Consider the following 24,329-nt stretch of genomic DNA (forward strand, 5'->3'; position numbering starts at 1 on the left):
CGGTTAAATTCCCCGGGGCGTGACGCCCAGCGCTTACGAGTGGCAGGTCGGCTTGCTTCGGCGCTGTCCGGCCTCTTTTCCTGTCTCCAGGTCGACGTCCGTTGGTGGTTGCGGGGCCTTGTTGTTCATCGTCTGAGTCTGTTCAGGAAATTACATGTGATGCATTGATTCATTACATGTGATGGCCTAGTCTCTGCGTCATGGAAAGCAAATCGTCAGCCCATTATCAGCGTTTGTTTCGCCAGCGCCTGCGCGAGCAGGGATTGGTGAAGAAGGAAGTCTGGATATTGCCCGAGCACGCCCAGGTGCTCGCGGCCTTTGAACGGAAACTGCGCCAGCCGCAAACGAGGCTGGCCTCTATGGAGAAGGAGGGAGGTATGCATATGCCTCAGGTTTGGACTGCACAAGCACTGTTCGATGCGCTCTCGGCCGCCGAGCTGTGCAAGGAAGGCGGCGCTTCAATCGAGCTGATACAGGGCGCCGATGCGAGCCTGCATGTGACCATGCGTGAATATGGCGATCTACCGCTGTTTGTCGCCGTGTATGGCGAACAGATTATCGTCGAGGCGCTGCTCTGGCCCGCCAGCGATGTGCGCGACGTTCAGGCCTTCAATGAAGAAGTGCTGCGCAGCCACAAGCTGTTTCCGTTGTCGAGCATCGGTCTGGAAACCCTGCCGGATGGACAGGACTGTTACACCATGTTCGGCGCGTTGAGTGCGGCCTCGACTCTCTCTGATGTGGTACTGGAGATCGAGTTGTTGGCGGACAATGTGATCAAGGCAACCGAAGCCTACGAGGGCTTCCTCAAGGCTAGCGCTTAGAGCCACTGTGAAGGAGAGAGTCCGATGAACGTCTGGAGCAAGTTGCTGACGGCACTGCGTGGCGGTGCCAATGAAATGGGCGAGGCCATAGTCGATGGGCAGGCCTTGCGTATCCTCGACCAGGAAATTCGCGACGCCGATCTGGAGCTGCGCAAGTCCAAGGAGGCTCTGGCCGAGATCATGGCCAAGCAGAAGCTAGCCGCCGAGCGTGCCAGTAAGGGTGCAGCCAAGGTCGCCGAGTATGAGCAGTACGCCCTCAAGGCGCTGGAAGCGGGGGACGAGGGGTTGGCCAAGGAAGTCGCGATGAAGATCGCCAACCTGGAAAGCTCCCTGGCCAGTGATCGTGAGCAGGCCGAAGGCTACGCCGCCAGCGTTGCGCAATTGCGTCACGCGGTGAGCCAGGCCGAGGGCAATATCAAGCGCTTGAAGCAACAGGTGGACACTGTCAAGGCCACAGAAAGCGTGCAGAAAGCTCAGATGGCTGTGGCCCAGCGCTTTGGAGGCTCGCAAGCCAAACTGCACACCGCGGTGGAGTCGCTGGAGCGGATCAAGCAGCAGCAGGCCGAGCGTGCGGCCAAGATGGAGGCCACGGCCGAACTGGCCGCCGCGGAAGGTGGCGATGCAGCGCTGGACAGCAAGCTGCGCGCCGCCGGCATAGTGCCGGATGGCGCCAGCGCCGATAGCGTGTTAGCCCGCCTCAAGGGCAAGGCCAAGACTTGATTGCTCGCTAAAGCGGCGCCGGGGCAGCAAGGCCCCGGCGCGTCGTGCACCGGGATAGGAACCATATGGATATTTTCCTGCAGAGCGCCCTGGCGTTTCCCACACTGCTGTTCAGCTTCCTGCTGAGCCTGGCAATTCTCTACTGGTGTGTCGCCGCCCTGGGGATACTCGAGGTCGACCTGCTGGATATCGAGGCCGATTCGGCGCTCGATTCGCTGCAGCCGGAAGGCCTGGCCGGGCTGCTGCTCAAACTGGGGTTGAATGGCGTGCCGGTGACCCTGGTGCTGACCCTGCTGTGTTTCTTCGCCTGGCTGGTCAGTTACTTCGCCGAGTTGTTTGTGCTGCGTTACCTGCCGCTGGAGCTGTTGCGGTATCCGCTGGGGATCCTGGTGGCCGGTGTAGCACTGCTGTTGGCGGTACCGGTCAGCGCGGCGTTATGCCGCCCGCTGCGCCCGCTGTTTCGCAAGCTGGAGGCTACCAGTAGCAAGTCGGTACTGGGTCAGACTGCGGTGGTGCGCAGCGGGCGAGTCAGCCTGAGTCATGGTGAGGCGCTGTTGGAGGACGGTGGCGCGGGACTGATCCTGCGTGTGCGTGCCGAGGAGGCGAGAGGTTTCAAACGCGGCGACCGAGTCGTGTTGTTGGAATATCTGGAGGGCGAGCATGCCTACCGGGTTATTACCGAGGACGAGTTCAAGGGCCTCTAAGGCCCCACTCACCCCAGAATCAAAGGAGATTGATCGCAATGAGCCTCGAGTTACTGATGCCCTTCCTGACCGGTGTTGGCCTGTTCTTCTTGCTGATATTCGGCTTTTTCGTGCTGTTCAAGGCCTTCTATATCAAGGTCCCGCAGGGCACGGCACTGATCGTCAACGACATGTCGTCGACGCCCAAGGTGCATTTCACCGGCGCCCTGGTCTATCCGGTGATCTACCTCAAGGAGTTCATGAAGATCTCCCTGATCACCCTGGAAGTGGACCGCCGCGCCAAGGACGGTTTGATCTGCAAGGACAACATGCGCGCCGACATCACCGTGGCCTTCTACCTGCGCGTCAATGAGACCCAGGAAGACGTGCTCAAGGTGGCCAAGGCCATCGGCGTGGATCGCGCCTCCGATCGCGCCGCGGTCAACGAGCTGTTCAATGCCAAGTTCTCCGAGGCGCTGAAGACCGTCGGCAAGCAGTTCGACTTCGTCCAGTTGTTCGAGAACCGCCAGGACTTTCGTGACCGCATCGTCGAGGTGATCGGCAACGATCTCAACGGCTATGTCCTGGAAGACGTCGCCATCGACTACCTGGAGCAGACCTCCAAGGCCTCCCTGGACCCAAGCAACATCCTCGACGCCGAAGGCATTCGCAAGATCACCGAGCTGACCGCCGCGCAGAATGTGATCACCAACGATCTGGAGCGCAACGAAGAACTGGCGATCAAGAAGAAGAACGTCGAGACCCGCGAGGCGACCCTGGCCCTGGAGCGCCAGCAGGCCGACGCCGAAGCGCGGCAGAAGCGCGAGATCGAGACCATTCGCGCCCGCGAGGAGGCCGAGACGCTCAAGGTCAAGGAAGAAGAACGGCTTAAGGCGGAGCAGGCGCGTATCCAGACCCAGCAGGAGCTGGACATCCGCGCCGAGAACCATCAGCGCGAGGTCGAGGTGGCGCAGCAGAATCGCCAGCGCGCGGTGGTCATCGAAGTGGAGAAGGTGACCCGCGCCAAGGAGTTGGAAGTGGTGGCCCGCGAGCGCGAAGTCGAGCTGCAGCGTATCGAGAAGGAAAAGGCGCTTGAAGAAGAGCGCAAGAACATCGCCGGGGTGATCCGCGAGCGCGTGGCGGTGGAGAAGACCGTGGCTCAGGAAGAGGAGCGGATCAAGGAGGTGCGCGAGGTCTCCGAGGCCGACCGTGCCAAGCAGGTCATCGTCCTGCAGGCCCAGGCCGAAGCCGAGCAGGAGCTGGTACGCCAGGTCAAGCAGGCCGAGGCCGACGAGACCCGTTCCAAGCACAAGGCGGTGGAGATCAACACCCTGGCCCAGGCCGAACTCGAAGCGGCGGCCAAGCAGGCCGAGGCCAAGAAGAAGCTGGCCGAAGGCATCGAGGCCGAGCGTGCCGCGCCAGGCCTGGCCGACGCCCGAGTGCGCGAAGTCACCGCCGCGGCCAAGGAGAAGGAAGGTCTTGCCGAGGCGCGGGTGCAGGCCGAGCGACTGATCGCCGAAGCCAAGGGCGAGCAGGAGAAAGGCCTGGCCGAGGCGCGGGTTACCGAAGCTCAGGCGGCGGCCAAGGAGAAAGATGGCTTGGCCGAGGCCAGGGTGCTGGAGGAGAAGCTGGGCGCCCAGGCGCGTGGCGAAGAGCAGCTCGGCGTGGCCAAGGCCAAGGCGACCAAGGACCTGGGCATGGCCGAGGCGGACGTCCTGCTGGAGCGCTTGAACGCCGAGGCCGAGGGCCTGGGCAAGAAGTTCGGTGCCCTCGATGCGCTGAGTGACAGCGCCCGGGCTCATGAAGAGTTCCGCATGCAGCTGGAGAAGAGCTTCGAGGAAGCCATGGCGGCTATCGCGGCCAACAAGGACATCGCCAAGGACCAGGCCGAAGTGCTGGCCACCGCACTGGGCAAGGCGAAGATCGAGATCGTCGGCGGCGAAGGCGACTTCTTCAACTCCTTCGCCAAGTCGCTGTCGGTGGGCAAGGCCATCGAGGGCGTGGTAGGCAAGAGCCCGGTGGTTCAAGACGTGCTGGCGCGGCTGCTGAATGGTCGTTCGGCCGAGGCCAAGACGCCGGCAGTGGCGGATATCAAGGAGGCTTGAGGCGCCAGAGCCGCCAGCGCCGCTGAGGGCGCTGGAGGCTGGTCGATCAAGGAACGAGTCGCTCGCTGGGCACCTGCCATGCAGGTGAACGCCGAGCCTCATACCACCAGCAATGAACAGGGAAAGCTTGATGTCGGAACCAAGAGACTATTTGGAAATGTCCTTCCGTTCGATCCAGTGCTTCGCCAATGACGGTCGTCTGGATGTGCAGGAGTTGGGCGCGCTACTGGATATCGCCGAGCGCGACGGGGTGATTGATGACAACGAGATTCGCGTGCTGAAGAGGATCATCGGTCACATCAAAGCGGAGGAGATCGATCAGGCCATGCACGACAAGCTTGCCGAGATCGCGAGAAAAATCGGGGCATAAATAAGGGGCAAAGCCGTTCGTTTCGCCCTCGGGGCAAGCCAAGGCTTGCCCTCTGGCCTCTGCCCCCGCCTGGTGGGGCGTCTTTGCTTGCAGACAGCGCAGATTCAGGAAGACCACGATGTCGGATGCTCCAGCCGTAGCCCAGCCACAGGATGTATTGGACAAGGCCGTCGCCGAAGGCGGCGCCTACGAGGTGCTGCACAAGCGCCTGCAGGAGCAGGGGCAACGCCTGCGCCAGATTACCGAGACGCTCAATCAGCAGCGTCTTGACGAGTTCGGCAGCAGCCAGATGGCGGTGGTCGGGCGGGTGCGCATCCGCACCGAGAACAACTGCACGGCGCGCGATATCGTGCAGGTCGGCGACTGCCTGCTGTTCGGCTACAACGTGTTTCTCGGGCTGAAGAAGGAAACCCGCGTCGGCGACGTGTTTTCCCTCTATCGCCTGAGCGAGCAGGGCGAAGGCTACGAGGCCGAAGCGCTGCCGCTGGATGGCAGCTTTCTGGCCCAGAGCAGCTTCGTCAACGACTTCAACGAGCTCTACACCTATTACAAGAACACCCGCCTGCTGCAGCTGCTGGTGCGCGACGGCAAGCTGCTGGCCAGCTTCCAGATCGGCGAACGCATCAGCGATATCCGGGTGTTCCGCTGGTCGATCTCGGTCGACGGCACGGAGATCCGCTACATCGACAACCGCGGCGAGCGCGACATCGCCTTGCCGGAACCATTCGATTTCGAGTGGCAGAAAACCACTCGCGAGATGGTGGTCAGTGGCCGCCATCCGCACCTGAACATCCTCGATACGCTGTTCGTCGAGACCATCGGCGGCGACCTCACGGTCAAGGTCGAGAACAACACCGAAGATGGCCTGGGCATCTACCGCGAAGCGGTACTGGACAAGACCCAGTCGCTGGATGATGCACAGATCGAGTTCGCCCGGCTGGGCAGTCTGATCCTGCTCAAAGTGCTGCCGTACCGTGAAGAACAGTGGCGCTACCTGGTGTTCAACAGTCTGACGCGCAAGGTCGAGCGCATCGACGCCATAGGCCTAGCCTGTGTGCAGTTGCCGGAAGACCACGGCATCATCTTTCCCGGCGGCTACTACCTGCAGAACGGAGAAAGCAAGGCGTTCGAGCAGTCCATGGCGGGCATGCGCTTCAAGCGCGCAGTACGTTCGCCCAATGGCGAGGACGTGCAGTACATCTTCTATCACCCCGAGCAGGGCCGTTCGGTGCTGCTTACCTACAACATGATCACCCGCCAGTTGCAGAACCCGCTGTTCGGCCACGGCTACGCGCGCCTGGAAGACGGGCGCATGGTGATCTTCGCCGCCGAGGGCGAGGAGCCGACGCGCATTCACCCCATGCAGATCTGGCAGACGCCCTTCTTCACCGAGGAGTTCGCCGCCCGCCAACCGTCCCGCGGCGGTTTCTTCGGGCGCATAGGCAACGCCGAGCTGGTGCGCGGGGTGTCCGATCTCTTCAACCTCAGTCGCGAGATCGACAGCCCGGAGGTCTCGGTCGCCCGTTATACCCAACTGTGCCAGAACACCCGGCGCTTGTTCGATATCTACCACTGGCTCGACGACGCCCAGTGCCAGGGCCTGGCGCCGCTGTTGCGCGAGATAGCCGGCAGCGGCGAACTGGTGCTGGATGAGTTCGAGAAGGTCGAGAGCATCCGTCGTCAATCCAGTCGCGCCATGGGCGAGGCCGAGACCCGGCAGCAGGCATTGCTGGGCAGCTTGCGGACGGACAGCTGGGACCAGGTGCAGCATTTCGTCGATGCGCTCAATGGCCTCACCGCCCAGCGCGGCCAGTTGTTGACCATCCGCGACTACCGCTACATCGACGTGGCGCGCATCGACGCCATGGAAGCCGAGCTGCGCGTCGCCCAGGAGCGGGTGGCGCTGGCTACCTCGGCCTTCCTCGCCAGCGACGCGGCCTTGCAACCCTACGTCGAACAGCTGCAAGCACTGGATGGTCAGGCGCAGAAAGCCGAAAGCGTGGCGCAACTGAGCGAGCCGCTGGCCGAGTTGCGGGCCATGGCCGGCAACCTCGACATGCTCTCCGGGCTGATGGCCTCGTTGCAGATCGACGATGCGACTCAGCGCACCCGCATCGTCGAATCCATCTCGGAGATATACGCTCGTCTCAACCAGGCCAAGGCCCGTGCCGAGCAGCGGCGCAAGGGGCTCGGCTCGGCGGAAGCCGTGGCGCAGTTCGGCGCCCAGTTCAAGTTGTTCAGCCAGGGCATCACCAACGCCCTGGCCATGGCCCAGGACCCCGAGCGCTGCGACGAGGAGCTGTCGCGGCTGCTGGTTCAGCTCGAGGAGCTGGAAAGCCAGTTCGGCGATCATGAGCAGTTCCTCGGCGACATCATGGCCAAGCGCGAAGAGCTGCTGGAGACCTTCGAGGGCCACAAGCAGGCGCTGCTCGACGAGCGTCAGCGCAGGGCCCAGGGCCTGCAGGATGCCGCGCGGCGCATCCTCGACAGCCTCGGCCGGCGTACCGCACGGTTCACCCAGGCCGAGGAGCTGAATGCCTTCTTCGCCGCCGACCCGCTGATCCTCAAACTGCGCGAGTTGGCCGAGCGCCTGCGCGAGTTGAAGGACAGCGTCAAGGCCGACGATGTCGAGGCGCGCCTGAAGGGGGCCAAGGATCAAGCGGTGCGTGCCCTGCGCGACAAGAGCGAGCTGTTCGAGGAAGGCGGTAACGTCATCAAGCTCGGGCCGCGCCATCGCTTCAGCGTCAACACCCAGGAACTCGACCTGACCCTGATGCCACGCGGCGACCAGCTGTACCTGCACCTGACCGGCACCGACTTCCTCGAGCCGTTGCGCGACGCGGAGCTGGAGTCGCTGCGCGATTATTGGCAGGTGTCCCTGGAGTCGGAGTCGGCCAGCCTGTACCGCGCCGAGTACCTGGCCGGTGAGCTGCTGGCGGCAGCCGATGCCGGTCGTGACGGGCTCGATCTGGCGCACGTGAAGAGCCTGCTGATGCAGCCCGAGGGCCTGGTCAAATTGCTCCGCGACTTCGCCGCGCCGCGCTACAAGGAGGGCTACCAGAAAGGCATCCACGACCATGACGCGGCGGCCCTGCTCGGCCAGCTGCTGCCGCTGCGCGAGAGCGCCGGGCTGTTGCGCTACGCGGCACCGTCGCGGGCGCTGGCCAGCCTGTTCTGGAGTCTGCGCCGGGGGCAACCGGCAATCGGCCAGTGGCCGGAGCGGGCGCGTACCAGCCGGCATATCCTTCAGCTATTCGGGCGGCGCGACGGCCTGCTCGGCCTGCAGGCGGAAATCGCCACGGCCCTGCAGGCGTTTCTCGTCGAGCAACCCTTGGGCGTGCCACCAAACCAGGTCGAGGAGGCCGCCGAATATCTGGTGCAGGAGCTGGCGGCCGAGCGTATCGAGTTCACCTTCAGCAAGTACGCCAAGCAGCTGTTGGATGGCCTCAAGTCGCGCTTGCAGGAGGCGCGCATGTGGGACGATTTCCAGCAGGCATTGGCGCGCCTGCACGAGCGTCCGGCGGCGCAATGGGGGCTCGTCGAGAACTGGCTGCATGGCCTGTGCATGGACCCGGGGTTCGCCGCCTTGCGCGGCTATGTTGGCGAGGCGGTGGCCTTGTCGCTCCTGGCCGAGGAGGTACCGCGGCGCATAACCGAGGTCGACCTGCGTTTCACGGTGACCGGGTTGCTGGGCGACCACCCGCGTATTCAGGAGCGCAGCCTGGTGCTGGCGGTGGATGATTACTTCGCCCGCCTGCGCGCCCATCGCGCACAGTTCCTGCCTGGCTTGCAGCGTTATCAGGCGCTGCGCCAGGAGGTGGTCACCCGCGAGCGCGAGGCACTGCGCCTGGCCGAGTTCAAGCCGCGGCCGCTGAGCTCCTTCGTCCGTAACAAGCTGATCAACGATGTCTACCTGGGCGTGATCGGCGACAACCTGGCCAAGCAGATGGGCACCGCCGGGGAAAACAAGCGTAGCGACCTGATGGGCCTGTTGATGCTCATCTCGCCACCGGGCTACGGCAAGACCACGCTGATGGAGTACGTGGCACACCGCCTGGGGCTGATCTTCATGAAGATCAACGGCCCGGCCCTGGGCCATGAGGTGCGCTCCCTCGACCCGGCCCAGGCGCCGGACGCCACCTCGCGGCAGGAGCTGGAAAAGCTCAATTTGGCCCTGGAGATGGGCAACAACGTGATGCTTTATGTCGATGACATCCAGCACACCCATCCGGAGTTCCTGCAGAAGTTCATCTCGCTCTGTGATGGCACCAGGCGTATCGAAGGCGTGTGGAAGGGCAAGACCAAGACCTACGACATGCGCGGCAAGAAGTTCTGCGTGGTGATGTCCGGCAACCCCTATACCGAGTCCGGCGAGGTCTTCAAGATTCCCGACATGCTGGCCAACCGCGCCGATATCTATAACCTCGGCGACACCCTGGGCGGCATGCAGGAAGCTTTCGCGCTGTCCTATATCGAGAACGGCCTGACCTCCAATCCGGTGCTGGCACCGCTGGCCACCCGCGACATGGGCGATGTCTATCGCTTCGTCGCCAAGGCCGAAGGCAAGCCGTTCTCCAGCAATGAACTGAGCCACAGCTACAGCGGCGCAGAGATCAACGAGATCGTCAGCACCTTGCAGCGCCTGATGCAGGTGCGCGACGTGGTGCTCAAGGTCAATCAGCAGTACATCGCCAGCGCCGCCCAGGCCGATCACTACCGCAGTGAGCCGCCTTTCAAGTTGCAGGGCAGTTACCGCAACATGAACAAGATGGCTGAGAAGATCAGCGCGGTGATGAATGATGCCGAGCTGCTGCAGCTGGTCGCCGACCACTACCAGGGTGAGGCGCAGTTGCTGACCACCGGCGCCGAGGAAAACCTGCTGAAACTAGCCGAGCTGCGTGGCAATCAGACCCCCGAGCAGGCCGAGCGCTGGACCCAGATCAAGCGCGACTTCCTGCGCAACAAGGCCATGGGCGGCAGCGACAGCGACGTTGGCGGGCGAGTGGTGGCCCAGCTCAACGACCTGGTCGAAGGCGTTCGCGCCCTCGGCGCCAGCCTGCAGCGGCAGCCTGAGCAGGCCGCACAGTTGCCCTGGGAACAGTTGCTCGCCAGCCTGGAACGCTTCGGCCAGGCGCAGCCGCAGGTGGCGGTGGAGGTAGTGGCGCCAGCGCAACCGGGGGTGCAGGTATTGCTGGAAAAGCTGGCCGACACCCTGCAGAACAGCTTCATGCCGCTGATCAATGCAATGGACAAGAAGCTCGACATCGACCTGCGCACCCACAACCGCATGGGCGAGATGGCCGCGCGGTTGCGCGAGCTTGGCCACTTCGTCGGCCAGCGGCCCGATCAGGCGGAGCCGGAAGCCGGCGAACGATGAGCGCCTGGTGGGCGCCGCGCCTGCAGCTGCTGCTGGGGATTGCGGCGCTGATGCTGGTGCTGCAGCTGTTCAACAGTGTCAGCGGCAATGCGCTGAATGCCTGGGGGCTGTTGCCGCGCCATCCGGCTAGCCTGCCGGGCATCCTGTTCGCGCCTTGGCTACATGGTGGCTGGCTGCACCTGTTGGGCAACCTGCCGGGGGTGCTGGTCCTCGGCTGGCTGGCCATGCTCGATTCGCGCCGGCGCTTCGTCCTGGCCAGTCTGTTCATCATCCTCGGTAGCGGCCTGTTGGTATGGCTGTTCGCCCGCCCGGGCATGCATGTCGGTGCCAGCGGCTGGCTGTTTGGCCTGTGGGGGCTGTTGCTGGCCAACGCCTGGTTCCAGCACAGCCTGCGCAACCTGCTGGTGGCCCTGCTGGTGCTGTTCTATTACGGTGGCTGGTGGTTCGGCCTGTTGCCGCATCAGGGCATTTCGTTTGAATACCATCTTGCCGGTGCCTTGTGCGGGGTGCTCTATGCGGCAATCGCGCGCAGGCCGCGGCAGGGCTGACGACAAGGAGTCAACATGGATTTCCAGCAACTCGACCGGCAGTTGCGTGACAGCCTGGCCGACCTGCGCCTGAGCAACGAGGAGCGCGCCGAGCTGCGCCAGCTCGGCAGCGAACTGACCCCGGACCAGGTGCGTTTCATGCGCAATCGCGCCTTCGCCCTGGTGCGCGAACTGGTCGCCGACCCGGGTAATACCGAGGCGGCGTTGAAATGGCTTGAGCAGGTGGTCAAGACCCTGGATGTCAGTGTCACGCCAGCGCGCCTCGACAGCGCCAGCGCCCACTTCAGCCCCGGAGAAAGCTGTCGCCGGACGATCCGTGAGCTGTGCCGGCAGGCCCGCCGCAGCGTGGATATCTGCGTCTATACCATCTCCGACGACCAGCTCAGCGAGGAGGTCCTCGCCTGTCACCGGCGCGGCATTGCCGTACGAGTGATCAGCGACAACGAAAAGCAGTTCGATGCGGGCAGTGACATCGAGCGCCTGCGCAGTCAGGGCGTGCCCTTGCGCATCGATGCCGGCCCGCACCATATGCACCACAAGTTCGCCCTGTTCGACGGCCGCCTGCTGCTCAACGGCAGTTTCAACTGGACCCGCAGTGCCAGTACCAGTAACGCGGAAAACCTGCTGGTAATCGAGCACCCGCAGCTGGTGGCGGCTTACAGTCGCGAGTTCGACGACCTCTGGGGGCGCTACGCGGATAATTGATGGCAGCAGCTGAACAGGCCGCCGAGCGGGCCCGCCGACTGATTGGTTTCTACCGTAGCTGCTACCTGGCCGACAGCCGTGAGCTGGATCTGGATAACCTGGGCAAGTTACCGGGCGAGCGCTGGGCCTGGTTCTCCGGGGCGGAGGAGTTGGCCAGCGGCGCCTTGCCCAAGCTGCCGCTGCCGCCGGCCCTGGGGGCCGCCCTGGACAAGCAGCAGAGCCTCTATCAGCGCGAACTGCAGCTGGTCTATGGGGTCTTGCCGATCTGCGGGCGCCTGGTGGCCGAAGATGCACCGGTACGCTCGGTCTGCGGGCCGCTGATCTATTACGAGGCGCGGCTGGAGGCCGGCGCGGATGGCCAGAGCTACTTCCTCTCCATCGATTTGCAGCAGCCCCACGGCAACTGGCGCTTGCTGCGCAGCCTGATGACGGACGAGCAAGATGTGGAGCTGGACGGTTTGCCGCTGCCTCAGGAGCCGCTCGACGCGCTTGGTCTGGCCGATCTGCTCGGCTGGGTCAGCCGGCACACCCGGGTGCAGGATGTGACCGGTGCCGCGGCTTTTCCACGCCTGGAGCATGCCGTGGCACTGCAACAGGCGCAGCGGCGCAAGTTCCTGTCCCTTCAGGCGGCGGCCCTGGTGGCGTTGGTGCCGCGTGGCAGCGGCAGTCGTGGTATCGCCCATGAGCTGCAGGAGTTGCAGGGATGCGCGCAGCTATCGCCAGCCTTGCTGCAGCTGCTCGGCGCGACCGACAGGGCTGACCCCGCGGCACCTTCCAGCACGCCCGAGCGCTTGCCGGCGCAGCTCAGCGGGACCCAGGTCGAGGCGCTGGCCAATGCCGCGCGCTTTGCCCTGAGCCAGCTATCCGGGCCGCCGGGCACCGGCAAGACCTATACCTTGGCAGCGCTGGCCCTGGACCGCTACCTCAACGGCGAGACGGTGTTGCTGGTCAGCCGCAGCGAGCAGGCGGTACGCGTGATTGCCCAGAAGCTGCGCGATGATTTCGGACTCGAGGATCTGGTTCTCGCTGGTGATGGGCAGAGCATGCTCGCGAGCCTGCGCGACAGGCTTCAGCGGCTTTTGCAGGGCGACCTGCCGAAGGCATCGAGTCGCGCAGAAGAACGGTTGGCCGTCGAGCTGCAGCGCCTGGAGGCCCGCGAACGTCGCTTGCGCGAGGGCTTCCAGAAGCGCTGCGCGCAAGCCTTACGCTGGAGTGCGCTGTTGGCCCGCGGCGAACGTGGGGCGCTGGGTTTCTGGCAACGCCACCTGCAGCTGCCCTGGGCCCTGCGCCGGGCCCGCGGCAGCGCGCGCCCCTGGGACCTGCTCGATGAGTTGCGCGAGTGCCAGCGGCGCCGCCAGGCGTTGAGCCGCGAGCATATCAACTGCCGTCGCGCGACCAGGCTGGGACGCTTGCTGGGCACCGAGCGGAGTACCTTCGTGCGCTACCACCAGGCGCTGCGGGCCCGCAGTTCGCAGCGCCAGCTGGCCTTGTTCGAGGATATCGATCCAGCGCAGTTGCTGGCGGCCTTTCCTATCTGGGTGGTGACCCTGGACGAATTGCACCGCCTGTTGCCACTGCGCGCAGGCTTGTTCGATGCGATGGTCATGGATGAGGCCACACAATGCGACATCGCCTCGGCCCTGCCGGCTTTCCAGCGCTGCCGGCGAGCGGTGATCAGCGGTGATGCTCGGCAGCTGCGGCATATCTCCTTCCTTTCTCGCGCCCGCGAGCTGCGCCTCTTGCAACAGGCCGGTGTGGGGGGGAGGAGCGCGAGCAGTGGAGCTATCGCGACAACAGCGTGCTGGATTTGGTGGGGCTGCGGCTGAGCAGCCAGCAAGCGGTGACCTTCCTCGACGAGCACTTTCGCAGCCGCCCGGCGTTGATCCGGTTCAGCAACGACGAGTTCTACCAGCGTCGGCTCAAGGTGATGAAGGAGCGCCCCGGCCAGGAGCACTGCGACAGCCTGCAACTCGAACGGATGGCGGGTGAGCGGGGTGGCGATGGCGTCAATCCGCTCGAGGTCGAGCGGGTGCTGGACGTGCTGCGCGCGCATGTCGAGCGTTATCGCGACAGCCCGTTGAAACCCAGTGTCGGCGTGCTTTCGCCGTTCCGCGCTCAGGTCGAACAGATCCGCCAGCGCATCGCGGCCAGCCTGTCGTTGCAGGTGGTGCATGAGTTTCGCCTGTTGGTGGCGACGCCCTACGGCTTTCAGGGCGAGGAGCGCGATCTGATGATCATCAGCTTCGCCATCCATGGCGGGGCGAGCCAGGCGGCGGCTTACCTCAACCGTGCCGATATGTTCAACGTGGCCATCACCCGCGCCCGCGAGCGTCAACTGCTGTTGTTCAGTGGTGACGAACGCCAGTTGCCGCCGCAGCACCTGCTGCGGCGCTATCTGGAACGGCTCGGGCGATCCGGGCCGGTTGCGCCGCCCGGCGGCCTGGACGATTTCCAGCGGCGAGTCTGCCGGGCCCTGCAGGCCCATGGGGTGACAACCTGGGCAGGCTATCCGTTGGCCGGGCAGTTGCTGGATATCTTCTGCCAGCGTGGTGACAAGTGCCTGGCCATCGATCTGATCGGCTTCCCCGGTGAGGCCGAGGGTTTCCTTCAGCTCGAACGCTACTTGCTGTTGTCGCGCGCCGGGCTGGAGACGCTGCCGCTGAGCTACGCGCTATGGACGCTGCAGCCTGAGGCGACGCTGCAGGCCTTGCTGCAGCGGCTCTAGCGGCATGGCCTGGGCGCGGCAGCGAGGCGGCGATTGCCGTGCCTGGCTTGACGGGGGGCGCTAGGCTGACCTAGGGGTTAACCCGTGGTCTGGCGCTGCGTCAGTCATTCCCACCGTACCAGGAGGCCGTATGTCCTTGCGCAACGCTGTCCAACTGATCGCCTATCCCGACCGCCTTGGTCGCAATCTCGGTGAACTCTACCAGCTGCTCGATCAACACCTGGGCGATGCCCTGGGTGGGGTGCATCTGCTGCCGCTGTATCCGTCCAACGCCGATGGCGGTTTCTCGCCCCTGACCCACATGGAGGTCGATCCGCGCTATGGCGACTGGGCCGATGTCGAGCGCATTTCCGCGCGCTTCGATCTGTGTGTCGACCTGATCATCAGCCATATCGCCGATGAGTCGCCGCAGTTCCTCGACTTCCTCGCTCGCGGCCAGGATTCGCCCCATGCCGAGCTGTTCGTGCAGGTCGACAAGCTGGGCGAGATCAGCCTGGAGGACCTGGCGAAGATCCATATCCGCCGGGAGAAGGAGCCCTTTCGCCAGGTGCAACTGGCCGACGGCACGCAATGCCGGGTCTGGTGCACCTTCACCGAGCAGCAGATCGACCTGAACTACGAGTCGCCGCAGACCTACCGGCTGATGGAGGAGTACATGGCCTTCCTCGCCGCGCGCGGGGTCAAGCTGTTCCGCCTGGATGCCTTCGGCTACACCACCAAGCGCATCGGCAGCAGCTGCTTCCTGGTGGAGCCGGAGGTCTACGGGATTCTCGAGTGGTTCCGCGAAACCGGGGCGAAGTACGGTGCCGAGATGCTCCCCGAGGTGCACGATCACATCAGCTACCAGTACGCCATCTCGCGGCGCAACATGCGGCCCTATGCCTTCGCCCTGCCGCCGCTGGTGCTGCATGCCTTTCTCGCCGGCAACAGCCGCTACCTCAAGCAGTGGTTGCGCATGTGCCCGCGCAACCAGGTCACGGTGCTCGATACCCACGACGGCATCTGCATTCCCGATGTCGAGGGCGTGCTGCCCGAGGCGGAGATCCGCTACCTGGTCGACGAGGTCTCGACCCGCAGCGCCGATCCGATCATGCGCCGCTCGGCGGTCAACGTGCACAGCGTGGGGGCCATCTATCAGCTGACCTGCACCTTCTTCGAGGCGTTGATGCGCAACGAGGAGGCCTATATCGCCGCGCGGGCCATCCAGTTCTTCACCCCCGGCATCCCCCAGGTCTACTACGTCGGCCTGCTGGCCGGCTGCAACGATTTCGAGCTGGCCGAGGCCAGCGGCGAGGCACGCGACGTCAATCGCCACTTCTACAGCCTCGACGAAGCGCAGGCGGCCCTGCAGCAGCCTGTGGTGCAGCGCCTGCTGAGGTTGATGCGCCTGCGTTGCCAGCACCCGGCCTTCGCCGGCCGCTTCGAGCTGATCCAGTCCAGCGACAGCAGCCTGGCCATGGCCTGGCGTCACGGCGAGCATTACTGCCGGCTGCAGGTCGAGCTGAGCACCAGTCAGGCAATCATCCATTACCGCGACCCCGAGGACGGCAGCGAGCGGCAGATGCGCTGCTGACTCGACGGTTCGGCGTTCCGACGCTTCGACGGTCCGGCGATCCGGCAATCCGGCGGCGGCCGTTTCGGGTTAGACTTGCGGCCTTTTCGCCCAGCCAAGAAGCCCGCCCATGGCCCTGCCGTCCACCACCTACAAGATCGACCTGAACCTCACCGACATCGATCGCAGCGTCTACGAGAGCCTGCGTTTCACCGTCGCCCGCCACCCCTCGGAAACCGAGGAGCGCCTGGCCGCCCGGCTGATCGCCTACGTGCTGTTCTACCACGAGCAGCTGGCCTTCGGCCGCGGCCTGTCGGATGTCGACGAGCCGGCGCTGTGGGAGAAGAGCCTGGACGACCGCGTGCTGCACTGGATCGAGGTCGGCCAGCCGGACAGCGAGCGCATCACCTGGTGCTCGCGGCGTACCGAGAAGTTCAGCCTGGTGGCCTATGGCAACCTGCGGGTGTGGCAGACCAAGGAACTCGATCCGGTGCGCAGCCTGAAGAACATCAACGTGGTGGCGGTGGGGCAGGAAGCCCTGGCTAGCCTGGCCCTGGACATGCCGCGGGCGCTGAGCTGGAGTGTGATGATCAGCGATGGCGAGCTGTTCGTCACCGACGAGCGCGGCCAGCACGAGATTCCCCTGGAGTGGCTGGTCGGCGAACGCTGAGCGCCTGCGCCGAGTGGTGCTGCGATCTGCTTCCTCCGGCTTGAGGTGGCAAACGCTTCGCGGTTTTCCACCCTACAGCTGGCTTGTCTAAACCCGATTCAGGAACCCCGATGCGTATCGAACCCCGCCCGCTGCCTGAAACCCTGCCCGACCTGGGCGAACTGCCGCCGCTGCTGACCCGCCTGTATGCCGCCCGCGGCGTGCAATCGGCGGCCGAGCTGGACAAGGGCCTGGCGCGGTTGCTTCCGTATCAGCAGCTCAAGGGCATCGAGGCGGCGGTCGAGTTGCTGGTGCAGGCCCTGGAGCAACGCCAGCGCCTGTTGATCGTCGGTGACTTCGATGCCGACGGCGCCACGGCCAGCACGGTCGGGGTGCTGGGCCTGCGCCTGCTCGGCGCCGCCCATGTCGACTACCTGGTACCCAACCGCTTCGAGTACGGCTACGGCCTGACTCCGGAGATCGTCGCCGTGGCCCTGGAGCGCCGGCCGCAGCTGTTGATCACCGTGGACAACGGCATCTCCAGCGTCGAGGGCGTGGCGGCGGCCAAGGCCGCCGGGCTCAAGGTGCTGGTCACCGATCACCACCTGCCCGGGGCCGAGTTGCCGGCGGCCGACGCCATCGTCAATCCCAACCAGCCGGGCTGCGCCTTCCCCAGCAAGGCCATGGCCGGGGTCGGGGTAATGTTCTACGTGCTGCTGGCCCTGCGCGCGCGCCTGCGCGAGCTGGACTGGTTCGCCCGGGCCGGCGTGGCCGAGTCGCGTCCGGCCGAACCGAACCTGGCCGAGCTGCTCGACCTGGTGGCCCTGGGCAGCGTCGCCGACGTGGTGCCGCTGGACGCCAACAACCGCATCCTCGTCCATCAGGGCCTGGCGCGCATCCGTGCCGGCCGCGCCCGTCCGGGCCTGCGGGCGATTCTCGAGGTGGCCGGCCGCGACCATCGGCGCATCACCTCCACCGACCTGGGCTTCATCCTCGGCCCACGCCTGAATGCCGCCGGGCGCCTGGACGACATGAGCCTGGGCATCGAGTGCCTGCTCTGCGAGGACGAGGCGCTGGCCCGCGACATGGCCCAGCAGCTCGATCAGCTCAACCAGGACCGCAAGGCCATCGAGCAGGGCATGCAGCGCGAAGCCCTGGCCCAGCTCAAGGAGCTGCCGGTGGAAAGCTTGCCGTTCGGCCTGTGCCTGTTCGAGCCGGACTGGCACCAGGGGGTGATCGGCATCCTCGCCTCGCGTCTGAAGGAGCGTTACCACCGCCCGACCATCGCCTTCGCCGATGCCGGCGAGGGTGTGCTCAAGGGCTCGGCGCGTTCGGTGCCGGGCTTCCACATCCGCGATGCGCTGGACGCGGTGGCGGCCAAGCATCCGGGGCTGATCAGCAAGTTCGGCGGACACGCCATGGCCGCCGGCCTGTCCCTGCCGCAGGAGCATTTCGGCGCCTTCGCCGCGGCCTTCGATGCCGAGGTGCGGCGCCAACTGGTGGAGGACGACCTGACCGGGCGCCTGCTCTCCGATGGCAGCCTGGCGGTGGAGGAATTCCATCTGGAGCTGGCCCGGGCGCTGCGCAATGCCGGGCCCTGGGGCCAGCACTTTCCGGAGCCGCTGTTCCACGGCATCTTCCAGATCGTGCAGCAGCGGGTGGTCGGCGAGAAGCACCTCAAGCTGGTGCTCAAGACCGAGTGCGGCGGCCAGACCCTGGACGGCATCGCCTTCAACGTCGACCGCGAGGTCTGGCCCAATCCCACGGTGCGTTGGGTCGAGCTGGCCTACAAGCTGGACGTCAACGAGTACCGCGGCCAGGAAAGCGTGCAGCTGATGGTCGCGCATATCGCCCCGCGCTGAGGCGGGGCGTTCGTCGTTGTGGCTTCAGGACGGCGCGATCTGCGTCCCGTGCGGGGCCGCAGGCGGCGCTGAGGCATTAGCCTCCTGTGACGGCGGCACGTGGAACTCGGCGCAGTTCTTGCCCGCATGCTTGGCGCGGTACAGGGCCTTGTCGGCCAGCTCCAGTGCCTGTTCGATTGCCCTGTGGTCCTGCGGCCAGATGGCGCCGCCGATGCTGCAACTGACGCTGGCCTGGTGCTTGCCCAGGTCCAGGGGCGCGCTCAGTACGTTGAGTACGCGCTGCGCGATCAGGCGCGCCTGCGGCAGGGCTTCAGCGCCGGGCACCCGCAGGACCATGACGAATTCATCGCCGCCCAGGCGCGCCACCAGGTCGCCGTCGCGCAGGCATCCGCGCAGGCGCGCGGCGACCTCCTGAAGCAGCTGGTCGCCGGCGGCATGGCCGAATCGGTCGTTGACCGGTTTGAAGCCATCCAGGTCCAGATAGAGCAGGGCCAGGTGGTTGTTCTGCTCCGGGCAGTGCTGGGCCGCGCTGGCCAGAAACTTCTCCAGGGCGGCGCGGTTGGGCAGGCCGGTCAGGGGGTCGTGGTGGGCAAGGTTTTCCATCTTGCCGAGCGCCGCCTGCTGATGGCTCAGACTGTCCACCAGATGGCGAATCGACTGGCTCAGGCGGCTGATCTCGCGGGTGCTCCGGATATCCGGGATTTCCGTGATCACGCCGGCGCTCAGGCGGTCCGCGGCCTTGGCTATCTGCCGCAGGGGACGGGTGACATAGTCCGCCAGCAGCCAGCCGAGCAGGGCGAACAGCGCGGCCAGGGCGCTGCCCCAGAGCAGAATGCTGCGTTGCATTTCATGGGCCGGGGCGTAGGCCTCGTCCACCGGTTGACGGGCGATCACGGTCCAGCCGAGGCCCGGGTAGTCCTGGTAGCCGTGGCTGAGGCTCAGGCCGGTCAGGTAGCGCCCGCCGTCCGGCCAGCGCTCCAGGCTCCAGCGGCTCTGGCCTTTGCCGAGGCCATCCAGGGCGGCAAGGTCCAGGCGCTGGCCGACCATCTGCTTGTCCCCCAGTAGCACGGTGCGGTCCTGGCCGATGACGAAGAACTCGACATTGCGGCGCTGCTGGATGGGCTCGAGGATCGCCTGGCGGACCTCTTCGGCCCAGGCCCACGACAGGTGCGAGGCCAGTACGCCGACCAGGCTGCCGTCCTTGGCATGCACCGGCAGGCTGATGTCGACGAACTTCATGGCCTCGCCGCTCGGATTGGGCAGCAAGCCGGCCAGCAACACCGCTTCGTGCACGTCGCCGACGAACAAACCCGAGCGGCCCTGCAGGTAGACCGGGCGTTGGGCGATGCTGACGCCCTGCAGGATACCGTCGCTGGCCGCCAGGACCCGGCCGTGCGGATCGGTGAAGCCGATCCAGGCGAAGCTCGGGAACTTGTCCTGCAGGCGGTTGAGCAGGGCGTCGATCTCTTCCAGGTCCTGCGGGGAGGTGAGGGCGCGCAGCCGGCCGAGCACCGCCAGCATGCCGGCGCGGCTCTGCATGTCGCGATCCAGGCGATCGACCATCATGTAGGACACTTCGGCCAGGTCGCGGCCGACTTCCTCGGCAATGCGTCGGCTGGCGTCCTGGCTGATCAGGCTGCCGAACAGCCAGCTCAGGCCCGCGACCAGCAGGGCGATGAGCAGCGCGAAACGACTGCGCAGGCTTTGCGAGGAATGCATGGCGCTTCGGCTCCTTGGGCGGGCACTTATTCTTGGCGGCGGCGATTATGCTGCCGTGCACGGGATTTTGCAGCGCCGTCGGTCCGCATCGCGGCAAAACAGGGTGGTCGCCGTGCTGCCAGGCGCCGGCCGAGTCGGGTATACTCGCCGGCTTTTCCGAAGTTTTACCTGCGAGTGCCGCCAGCCATGGAAATCAACCCGATCCTTAACAGCATCAAGGACCTGTCCGAGCGCACCCAGACTATTCGGGGGTATCTTTGACTACGATCAAAAGCATGATCGTCTGATCGAAGTAAACCGCGAGCTGGAAGACCCGAACGTCTGGAACAATGCCGAGTACGCCCAGAACCTGGGGCGTGAGCGTGCCTCCCTGGCCCTGATCGTCGAGACCCTCGATGACCTGGGCGGCAGCCTGGCCGACTCCCGCGACCTGCTGGAAATGGCCGCCGAGGAAGGCGACCAGGGCGCCGTCGACGATGTCGCCGCCGAGGTCGAGCGCCTGCGCGGCATTCTCGAGAAACTCGAGTTCCGCCGCATGTTCAGCGGCGAGATGGACCCGAACAACGCCTACCTGGACATCCAGGCCGGCTCCGGCGGCACCGAGGCCCAGGACTGGGCCAACATGCTGCTGCGCATGTACCTGCGCTGGGCCGACAAGCGCGGCTTCGACGCCACCATCATGGAGCTGTCCGCCGGCGAAGTGGCGGGGATCAAGGGCGCCACCGTGCATATCAAGGGCGAGTACGCCTTCGGCTGGCTGCGTACCGAGATCGGTGTGCACCGCCTGGTGCGCAAGAGCCCCTTCGACTCCGGCAACCGTCGTCACACCTCGTTCACCGCGGTGTTCGTCTCCCCGGAGATCGACGACAACATCGAGATCGAGATCAACCCGGCCGACCTGCGCATCGACACCTACCGCTCCTCCGGCGCCGGTGGTCAGCACGTCAACACCACCGACTCGGCGGTGCGAATCACCCACGTGCCGACCAACACCGTGGTCAGCTGCCAGAACGAGCGCTCCCAGCACGCCAACAAGGACACCGCCATGAAGATGCTGCGGGCCAAGTTGTACGAGCAGGAAATGCAGAAACGCAACGCCGCCTCCCAGGCCCTGGAAGACTCCAAGTCGGATATCGGCTGGGGTCACCAGATCCGCTCCTATGTGCTCGACCAGTCGCGGATCAAGGATCTGCGCACCGGCATCGAGAACAGCAACTGCGACGCGGTGCTCGACGGCGACCTCGATGAGTTCATCGAGGCCAGCCTGAAACAGGGCCTGTAAGGCTTTTTTACGCCATCCCCCGTCGCCGGGGGAGGACGGGGGTGAGGGGCCGGAGCCTGGCGTTTCCTGCCCGCCCCCTCACCCCGACCCTCCTTCCGCTGGAAAGAGGGGCCGAACCAGTCACGGAACCAAGCGATCATGAGCGACCAACAACTCGACCAGCACGACCACCAAGAACTGCAGCAGGAAGAAAACAAGCTGATTGCCCAGCGCAAGGAAAAGCTTGCCGCCGCGCGTCAGCAGGGCAACCCCTTCCCCAACGATTTCCGCCGCGACTGCTATTGCGCGGACCTGCAGAAACAGTACGTCGACGCGAGCAAGGAAGAGCTGGCCGAGGCCGCCATCCCGGTCAAGGTCGCCGGGCGCATCATGCTCAACCGCGGCGCCTTCATGGTGATCCAGGACATGAGCGGGCGCATCCAGGTCTACGTCAACCGCAAGACCCTGCCGGCCGAGACCCTGGAAGCCATCAAGCACTGGGACCTGGGCGACATCATCGGCTGCGTGGGCACCCTGGCCCGTTCCGGCAAGGGCGACCTGTACGTCGAGATGACCGACGTGCGCCTGCTGACCAAGTCGCTGCGCCCGCTGCCGGACAAGCACCACGGCCTGACCGACACCGAGCTGCGCTACCGCCAGCGCTACGTCGACCTGATGGTCAACGAGGAAGTGCGTCACAGCTTCCGCGTGCGTTCCCAGGTGATCGCCCATATCCGCAACTTCCTCATGCAGCGCGACTTCCTCGAAGTGGAAACGCCGATGCTGCAGACCATTCCCGGCGGCGCCGCGGCCAAGCCGTTCGAGACCCACCACAATGCCCTGGACATGCAGATGTTCCTGCGCATCGCCCCGGAGCTGTACCTCAAGCGCCTGGTGGTCGGCGGCTTCGAGCGGGTCTTCGAGATCAACCGCAACTTCCGTAACGAAGGCGTCTCGACCCGGCACAACCCCGAGTTCACCATGCTCGAGTTCTACCAGGCCTACGCCGACTACGAAGACAACATGGACCTGACCGAGGAGCTGTTCCGCGAGCTGGCCCAGCTGGTGCTCGGCAGCACCGACGTGCCCTACCAGGGCAAGGTGTTCCATTTCGGCGAGCCCTTCGCCCGCCTGTCGGTGTTCGACTCGATCCTCAAGTTCAACCCGGAGATCAGCGCCGCCGACCTGATGGACATCGACAAGGCCCGCGCCATCGCCAAGCAGGCCGGCGCCAAGGTGCTGGGCTTCGAGGGCCTGGGCAAGCTGCAGGTGATGATTTTCGAGGAGCTGGTCGAGCACAAGCTGGAGCAGCCGACCTTCATCACCAAGTACCCCTTCGAGGTGTCGCCACTGGCCCGGCGCAACGACCAGGACCCGAGCGTCACCGACCGCTTCGAGCTGTTCATCGGCGGCCGCGAGATCGCCAACGCCTATTCCGAGTTGAACGATGCCGAGGACCAGGCCGAGCGCTTCATGGCCCAGGTGGCCGACAAGGATGCCGGTGACGACGAGGCCATGCACTACGACGCCGACTTCGTCCGCGCCCTGGAGTACGGCATGCCGCCCACCGCCGGCGAGGGCATCGGTATCGACCGCCTGGTCATGCTGCTCACCGACGCGCCGTCGATCCGCGACGTGATCCTCTTCCCGCACATGCGCCCACAGGCCTGACGGGAATGCAAGCCGCCTTAGGGCGGCTTTTTTGTGAGCGGACCATGGCCTATCCTGCGGTCTAGAGGCTGTACCTGAAGTCAGTTCGTTCGCGCCAGAGGATTGTTCCACCGTGATTCTTACGCCTGCTCAAGAAAACGCCACCCGCGTGGCCACCGCCGTCGCCGAGAGTGTCCAGTACCAGGGGCGCAAGGCCAGCCGGCGCGGCAGCGAACAGCGCCGCCAGGCGATTCTCGACGCGGCCATGCGCATCATCGTGCGCGAGGGAGTGCGGGCCGTGCGCCATCGCGCGGTGGCGGCCGAGGCCGGGGTGCCGCTGTCGGCCACCACCTACTATTTCAAAGACATCAACGACCTGATCACCGACACCTTCGCCCAGTTCGTCGAGCGCAGCGCCGCCTACATGGCCAAGTTCTGGAGCAGCACCGAGGGCGTATTGCAGGAGCTGGTCGGCCAGCTCGACGGCACGCGCGAGGCGCGGCGCCAGCTGGCCGATGAGATCGCCCGGCTGGCGGTGGAGTACGTGCGCTATCAGCTGGTCAATCGCCGCGATCACCTGCTGGCCGAGCAGGCGTTCCAGCAGGAGGCCTTGCTCAACCCGCGGCTGCACGGGCTGGTGCGTGCCCACGCGCAGATCCTCGCCCAGGGCGTCATCCAGTTCTTCGAGGTGCTCGGTTCGCAACAGCCGGAGCAGGATGCCCGGCTGCTGACCGCGATCATCCTGCGCATGGAGTACCAGGGCCTGCTCGACGGCGTCGAGCACCTGGACAACCAGGGCATGCTGGCCACCCTCAAGCGCTATATGCACCTGGTCCTGGGCCTCTGAGCGCCCGGCCCACGCCACGTCGAGGTGGGCCCGGGGCAGGCGGCTGTGTTATACGCTTAAGTTATATGTGAGCCTTGGGCTGGTGGCGAACCTCTCAACGGCGGGGTTTGTCATATATGACGAGCCGGCTGAGTCCGGCGGGCAATGCCGAATCGTTTCACAAGGAGATCGTAATGAGAGCCTGGCGCATGGTAGTCGCCGTGTCCTTCCTGTTGTTGAGTGGCTGTCTGGTCACCGTCAAGGACCCGATCCCGGCCAACGAGGCGGCGCCGATCCCGCTGCTCGGCGAGTGGGCGCGCACCAACGAGTGGGGTGAGGAACAGTTCCTGCAGATCAGTCGTTCCGGCGCCAATACCTACAAGGCCGAGACCTATGACGACGACCCGGACAACCTCGACAGTCGCAAGGAATATGGCTTCACCGTGGCCCACCACGGTCGGCGCTGGTACCTGTCGCTCGGCCTGCCCAAGCGCCTGGGGGCGAACTTCGCCATCGCCGGGTTCGAGCTGACCCCGCGCAGTGAGCTGGTGCTCTACAGCCTGGATGTCGATCGCATCCTGCAGGTGCTGGAGCAGGGCGTGCTGGAGGGTGAAGTGGTGGAGACATCCCAGGGCGACGGCGCGCTGATCACCAGCCCGCTGGACAAGGTCTTCGCCTACCTCGACGACCCGGCCAACTCGGACGTGTTCGTCGAGGTGGCGCGCTATCAGCGCGTCGGCCAGTAACCGGCCCTTC

The 24,329-nt window shown here is 65.3% G+C and carries 18 protein-coding genes; 17 read left to right on the top strand and 1 reads right to left on the bottom strand.

Annotated features, from left to right (window positions below):
- Positions 1–200: 200 nt before the first annotated feature.
- From LPB260_RS25600 to recJ, 13 genes are all read left to right on the top strand, one after another.
- A complete protein-coding gene (locus LPB260_RS25600; protein ID WP_208708698.1) occupies positions 201–821 on the top strand; it encodes a YjfI family protein in 621 nt (206 codons plus the stop codon).
- Positions 822–845: 24 nt separating this feature from the next.
- Positions 846–1,541, top strand: a complete 696-nt coding sequence (locus LPB260_RS25605; protein ID WP_208708699.1) for a PspA/IM30 family protein — start codon at positions 846–848, stop codon at positions 1,539–1,541.
- A gap of 65 nt (positions 1,542–1,606) precedes the next feature.
- A complete protein-coding gene (locus tag LPB260_RS25610; protein ID WP_208708700.1) occupies positions 1,607–2,245 on the top strand; it encodes an OB-fold-containig protein in 639 nt (212 codons plus the stop codon).
- A gap of 38 nt (positions 2,246–2,283) precedes the next feature.
- Positions 2,284–4,329, top strand: a complete 2,046-nt coding sequence (locus LPB260_RS25615; protein ID WP_208708701.1) for a flotillin family protein — start codon at positions 2,284–2,286, stop codon at positions 4,327–4,329.
- A gap of 157 nt (positions 4,330–4,486) precedes the next feature.
- On the top strand, positions 4,487–4,699 hold the full coding sequence (locus tag LPB260_RS25620) for a hypothetical protein (protein ID WP_256625601.1): 213 nt from the start codon (positions 4,487–4,489) through the stop codon (positions 4,697–4,699).
- Positions 4,700–4,817: 118 nt separating this feature from the next.
- Positions 4,818–10,076: a DNA repair ATPase gene (locus LPB260_RS25625; RefSeq protein ID WP_208708703.1), complete on the top strand. Its 5,259-nt coding sequence runs from the start codon at positions 4,818–4,820 to the stop codon at positions 10,074–10,076.
- A complete protein-coding gene (locus LPB260_RS25630; protein WP_208708704.1) occupies positions 10,073–10,624 on the top strand; it encodes a rhomboid family intramembrane serine protease in 552 nt (183 codons plus the stop codon). Before LPB260_RS25625 ends, LPB260_RS25630 begins: the two co-directional genes overlap by 4 nt.
- Positions 10,625–10,639: 15 nt before the next feature.
- Positions 10,640–11,329, top strand: coding sequence for a phospholipase D-like domain-containing protein (locus LPB260_RS25635; protein ID WP_208708705.1), 690 nt, complete (start codon positions 10,640–10,642; stop codon positions 11,327–11,329).
- The gene (locus LPB260_RS25640; protein WP_256625602.1) at positions 11,329–13,155 is read left to right on the top strand and encodes an AAA domain-containing protein; all 1,827 of its coding nucleotides are present in this window, start codon (positions 11,329–11,331) and stop codon (positions 13,153–13,155) included. Before LPB260_RS25635 ends, LPB260_RS25640 begins: the two co-directional genes overlap by 1 nt.
- Positions 13,128–14,054, top strand: a complete 927-nt coding sequence (locus LPB260_RS29140; RefSeq protein ID WP_256625603.1) for a C-terminal helicase domain-containing protein — start codon at positions 13,128–13,130, stop codon at positions 14,052–14,054. The genes LPB260_RS25640 and LPB260_RS29140 overlap by 28 nt, the downstream gene beginning before the upstream one ends.
- 130 nt (positions 14,055–14,184) lie before the next feature.
- A complete protein-coding gene (gene gtfA, locus LPB260_RS25645) occupies positions 14,185–15,627 on the top strand; it encodes a sucrose phosphorylase (RefSeq protein WP_208708707.1) in 1,443 nt (480 codons plus the stop codon).
- Positions 15,628–15,736: 109 nt separating this feature from the next.
- Positions 15,737–16,276, top strand: coding sequence for a YaeQ family protein (locus LPB260_RS25650; protein ID WP_208708708.1), 540 nt, complete (start codon positions 15,737–15,739; stop codon positions 16,274–16,276).
- 110 nt (positions 16,277–16,386) lie between these two features.
- Positions 16,387–18,117 carry a single-stranded-DNA-specific exonuclease RecJ gene (recJ, locus tag LPB260_RS25655; RefSeq protein WP_208708709.1) on the top strand — a complete coding sequence of 577 codons (1,731 nt, stop codon included), beginning with the start codon at positions 16,387–16,389 and terminating at the stop codon, positions 18,115–18,117.
- A gap of 24 nt (positions 18,118–18,141) precedes the next feature.
- Here recJ and LPB260_RS25660 read toward each other — a convergent pair whose 3' ends face one another.
- Positions 18,142–19,836 carry a diguanylate cyclase domain-containing protein gene (locus LPB260_RS25660; RefSeq protein WP_208708710.1) on the bottom strand — a complete coding sequence of 565 codons (1,695 nt, stop codon included), beginning with the start codon at positions 19,834–19,836 and terminating at the stop codon, positions 18,142–18,144.
- Positions 19,837–20,022: 186 nt separating this feature from the next.
- On the opposite strand from LPB260_RS25660, the gene prfB reads away from it, so the two are divergent.
- The 4 genes from prfB (at position 20,023) to LPB260_RS25680 (ending at position 24,319) form a co-directional block, all read left to right on the top strand.
- A protein-coding gene (gene prfB / locus LPB260_RS25665) for a peptide chain release factor 2 (protein WP_208708711.1) occupies positions 20,023–21,118 on the top strand; the annotation gives its coding sequence in 2 pieces (ribosomal slippage) (positions 20,023–20,094 and positions 20,096–21,118; 1,095 coding nt in all).
- Between the two features lie 138 nt (positions 21,119–21,256).
- Entirely contained in the window at positions 21,257–22,768 is a 1,512-nt protein-coding gene (lysS, locus tag LPB260_RS25670; protein ID WP_208708712.1) for a lysine--tRNA ligase, read from the top strand.
- Between the two features lie 115 nt (positions 22,769–22,883).
- Positions 22,884–23,594, top strand: coding sequence for a TetR/AcrR family transcriptional regulator (locus LPB260_RS25675; protein ID WP_208710167.1), 711 nt, complete (start codon positions 22,884–22,886; stop codon positions 23,592–23,594).
- Positions 23,595–23,767: 173 nt separating this feature from the next.
- Positions 23,768–24,319 carry a hypothetical protein gene (locus LPB260_RS25680; protein WP_208708713.1) on the top strand — a complete coding sequence of 184 codons (552 nt, stop codon included), beginning with the start codon at positions 23,768–23,770 and terminating at the stop codon, positions 24,317–24,319.
- Positions 24,320–24,329: the final 10 nt, after the last annotated feature.

It is taken from the genome of Pseudomonas sp. LPB0260 (assembly GCF_013388395.1).

What these genes read in the sequence shown, in the direction of transcription:
- LPB260_RS25680 (WP_208708713.1), top strand. Translation starts at nt 23,768, where the DNA reads ATGAGAGCCTGGCGCATGGTAGTCGCCGTGTCCTTCCTGTTGTTGAGT.
- LPB260_RS25635 (WP_208708705.1), top strand. Translation starts at nt 10,640, where the DNA reads ATGGATTTCCAGCAACTCGACCGGCAGTTGCGTGACAGCCTGGCCGAC.
- LPB260_RS25600 (WP_208708698.1), top strand. Translation starts at nt 201, where the DNA reads ATGGAAAGCAAATCGTCAGCCCATTATCAGCGTTTGTTTCGCCAGCGC.
- LPB260_RS25610 (WP_208708700.1), top strand. Translation starts at nt 1,607, where the DNA reads ATGGATATTTTCCTGCAGAGCGCCCTGGCGTTTCCCACACTGCTGTTC.
- lysS (WP_208708712.1), top strand. Translation starts at nt 21,257, where the DNA reads ATGAGCGACCAACAACTCGACCAGCACGACCACCAAGAACTGCAGCAG.
- gtfA (WP_208708707.1), top strand. Translation starts at nt 14,185, where the DNA reads ATGTCCTTGCGCAACGCTGTCCAACTGATCGCCTATCCCGACCGCCTT.
- LPB260_RS25640 (WP_256625602.1), top strand. Translation starts at nt 11,329, where the DNA reads ATGGCAGCAGCTGAACAGGCCGCCGAGCGGGCCCGCCGACTGATTGGT.
- LPB260_RS25630 (WP_208708704.1), top strand. Translation starts at nt 10,073, where the DNA reads ATGAGCGCCTGGTGGGCGCCGCGCCTGCAGCTGCTGCTGGGGATTGCG.
- LPB260_RS25620 (WP_256625601.1), top strand. Translation starts at nt 4,487, where the DNA reads ATGTCCTTCCGTTCGATCCAGTGCTTCGCCAATGACGGTCGTCTGGAT.
- LPB260_RS25605 (WP_208708699.1), top strand. Translation starts at nt 846, where the DNA reads ATGAACGTCTGGAGCAAGTTGCTGACGGCACTGCGTGGCGGTGCCAAT.
- LPB260_RS25660 (WP_208708710.1), bottom strand. Translation starts at nt 19,836, where the DNA reads ATGCATTCCTCGCAAAGCCTGCGCAGTCGTTTCGCGCTGCTCATCGCC.
- LPB260_RS25625 (WP_208708703.1), top strand. Translation starts at nt 4,818, where the DNA reads ATGTCGGATGCTCCAGCCGTAGCCCAGCCACAGGATGTATTGGACAAG.
- LPB260_RS25650 (WP_208708708.1), top strand. Translation starts at nt 15,737, where the DNA reads ATGGCCCTGCCGTCCACCACCTACAAGATCGACCTGAACCTCACCGAC.
- LPB260_RS25615 (WP_208708701.1), top strand. Translation starts at nt 2,284, where the DNA reads ATGAGCCTCGAGTTACTGATGCCCTTCCTGACCGGTGTTGGCCTGTTC.
- recJ (WP_208708709.1), top strand. Translation starts at nt 16,387, where the DNA reads ATGCGTATCGAACCCCGCCCGCTGCCTGAAACCCTGCCCGACCTGGGC.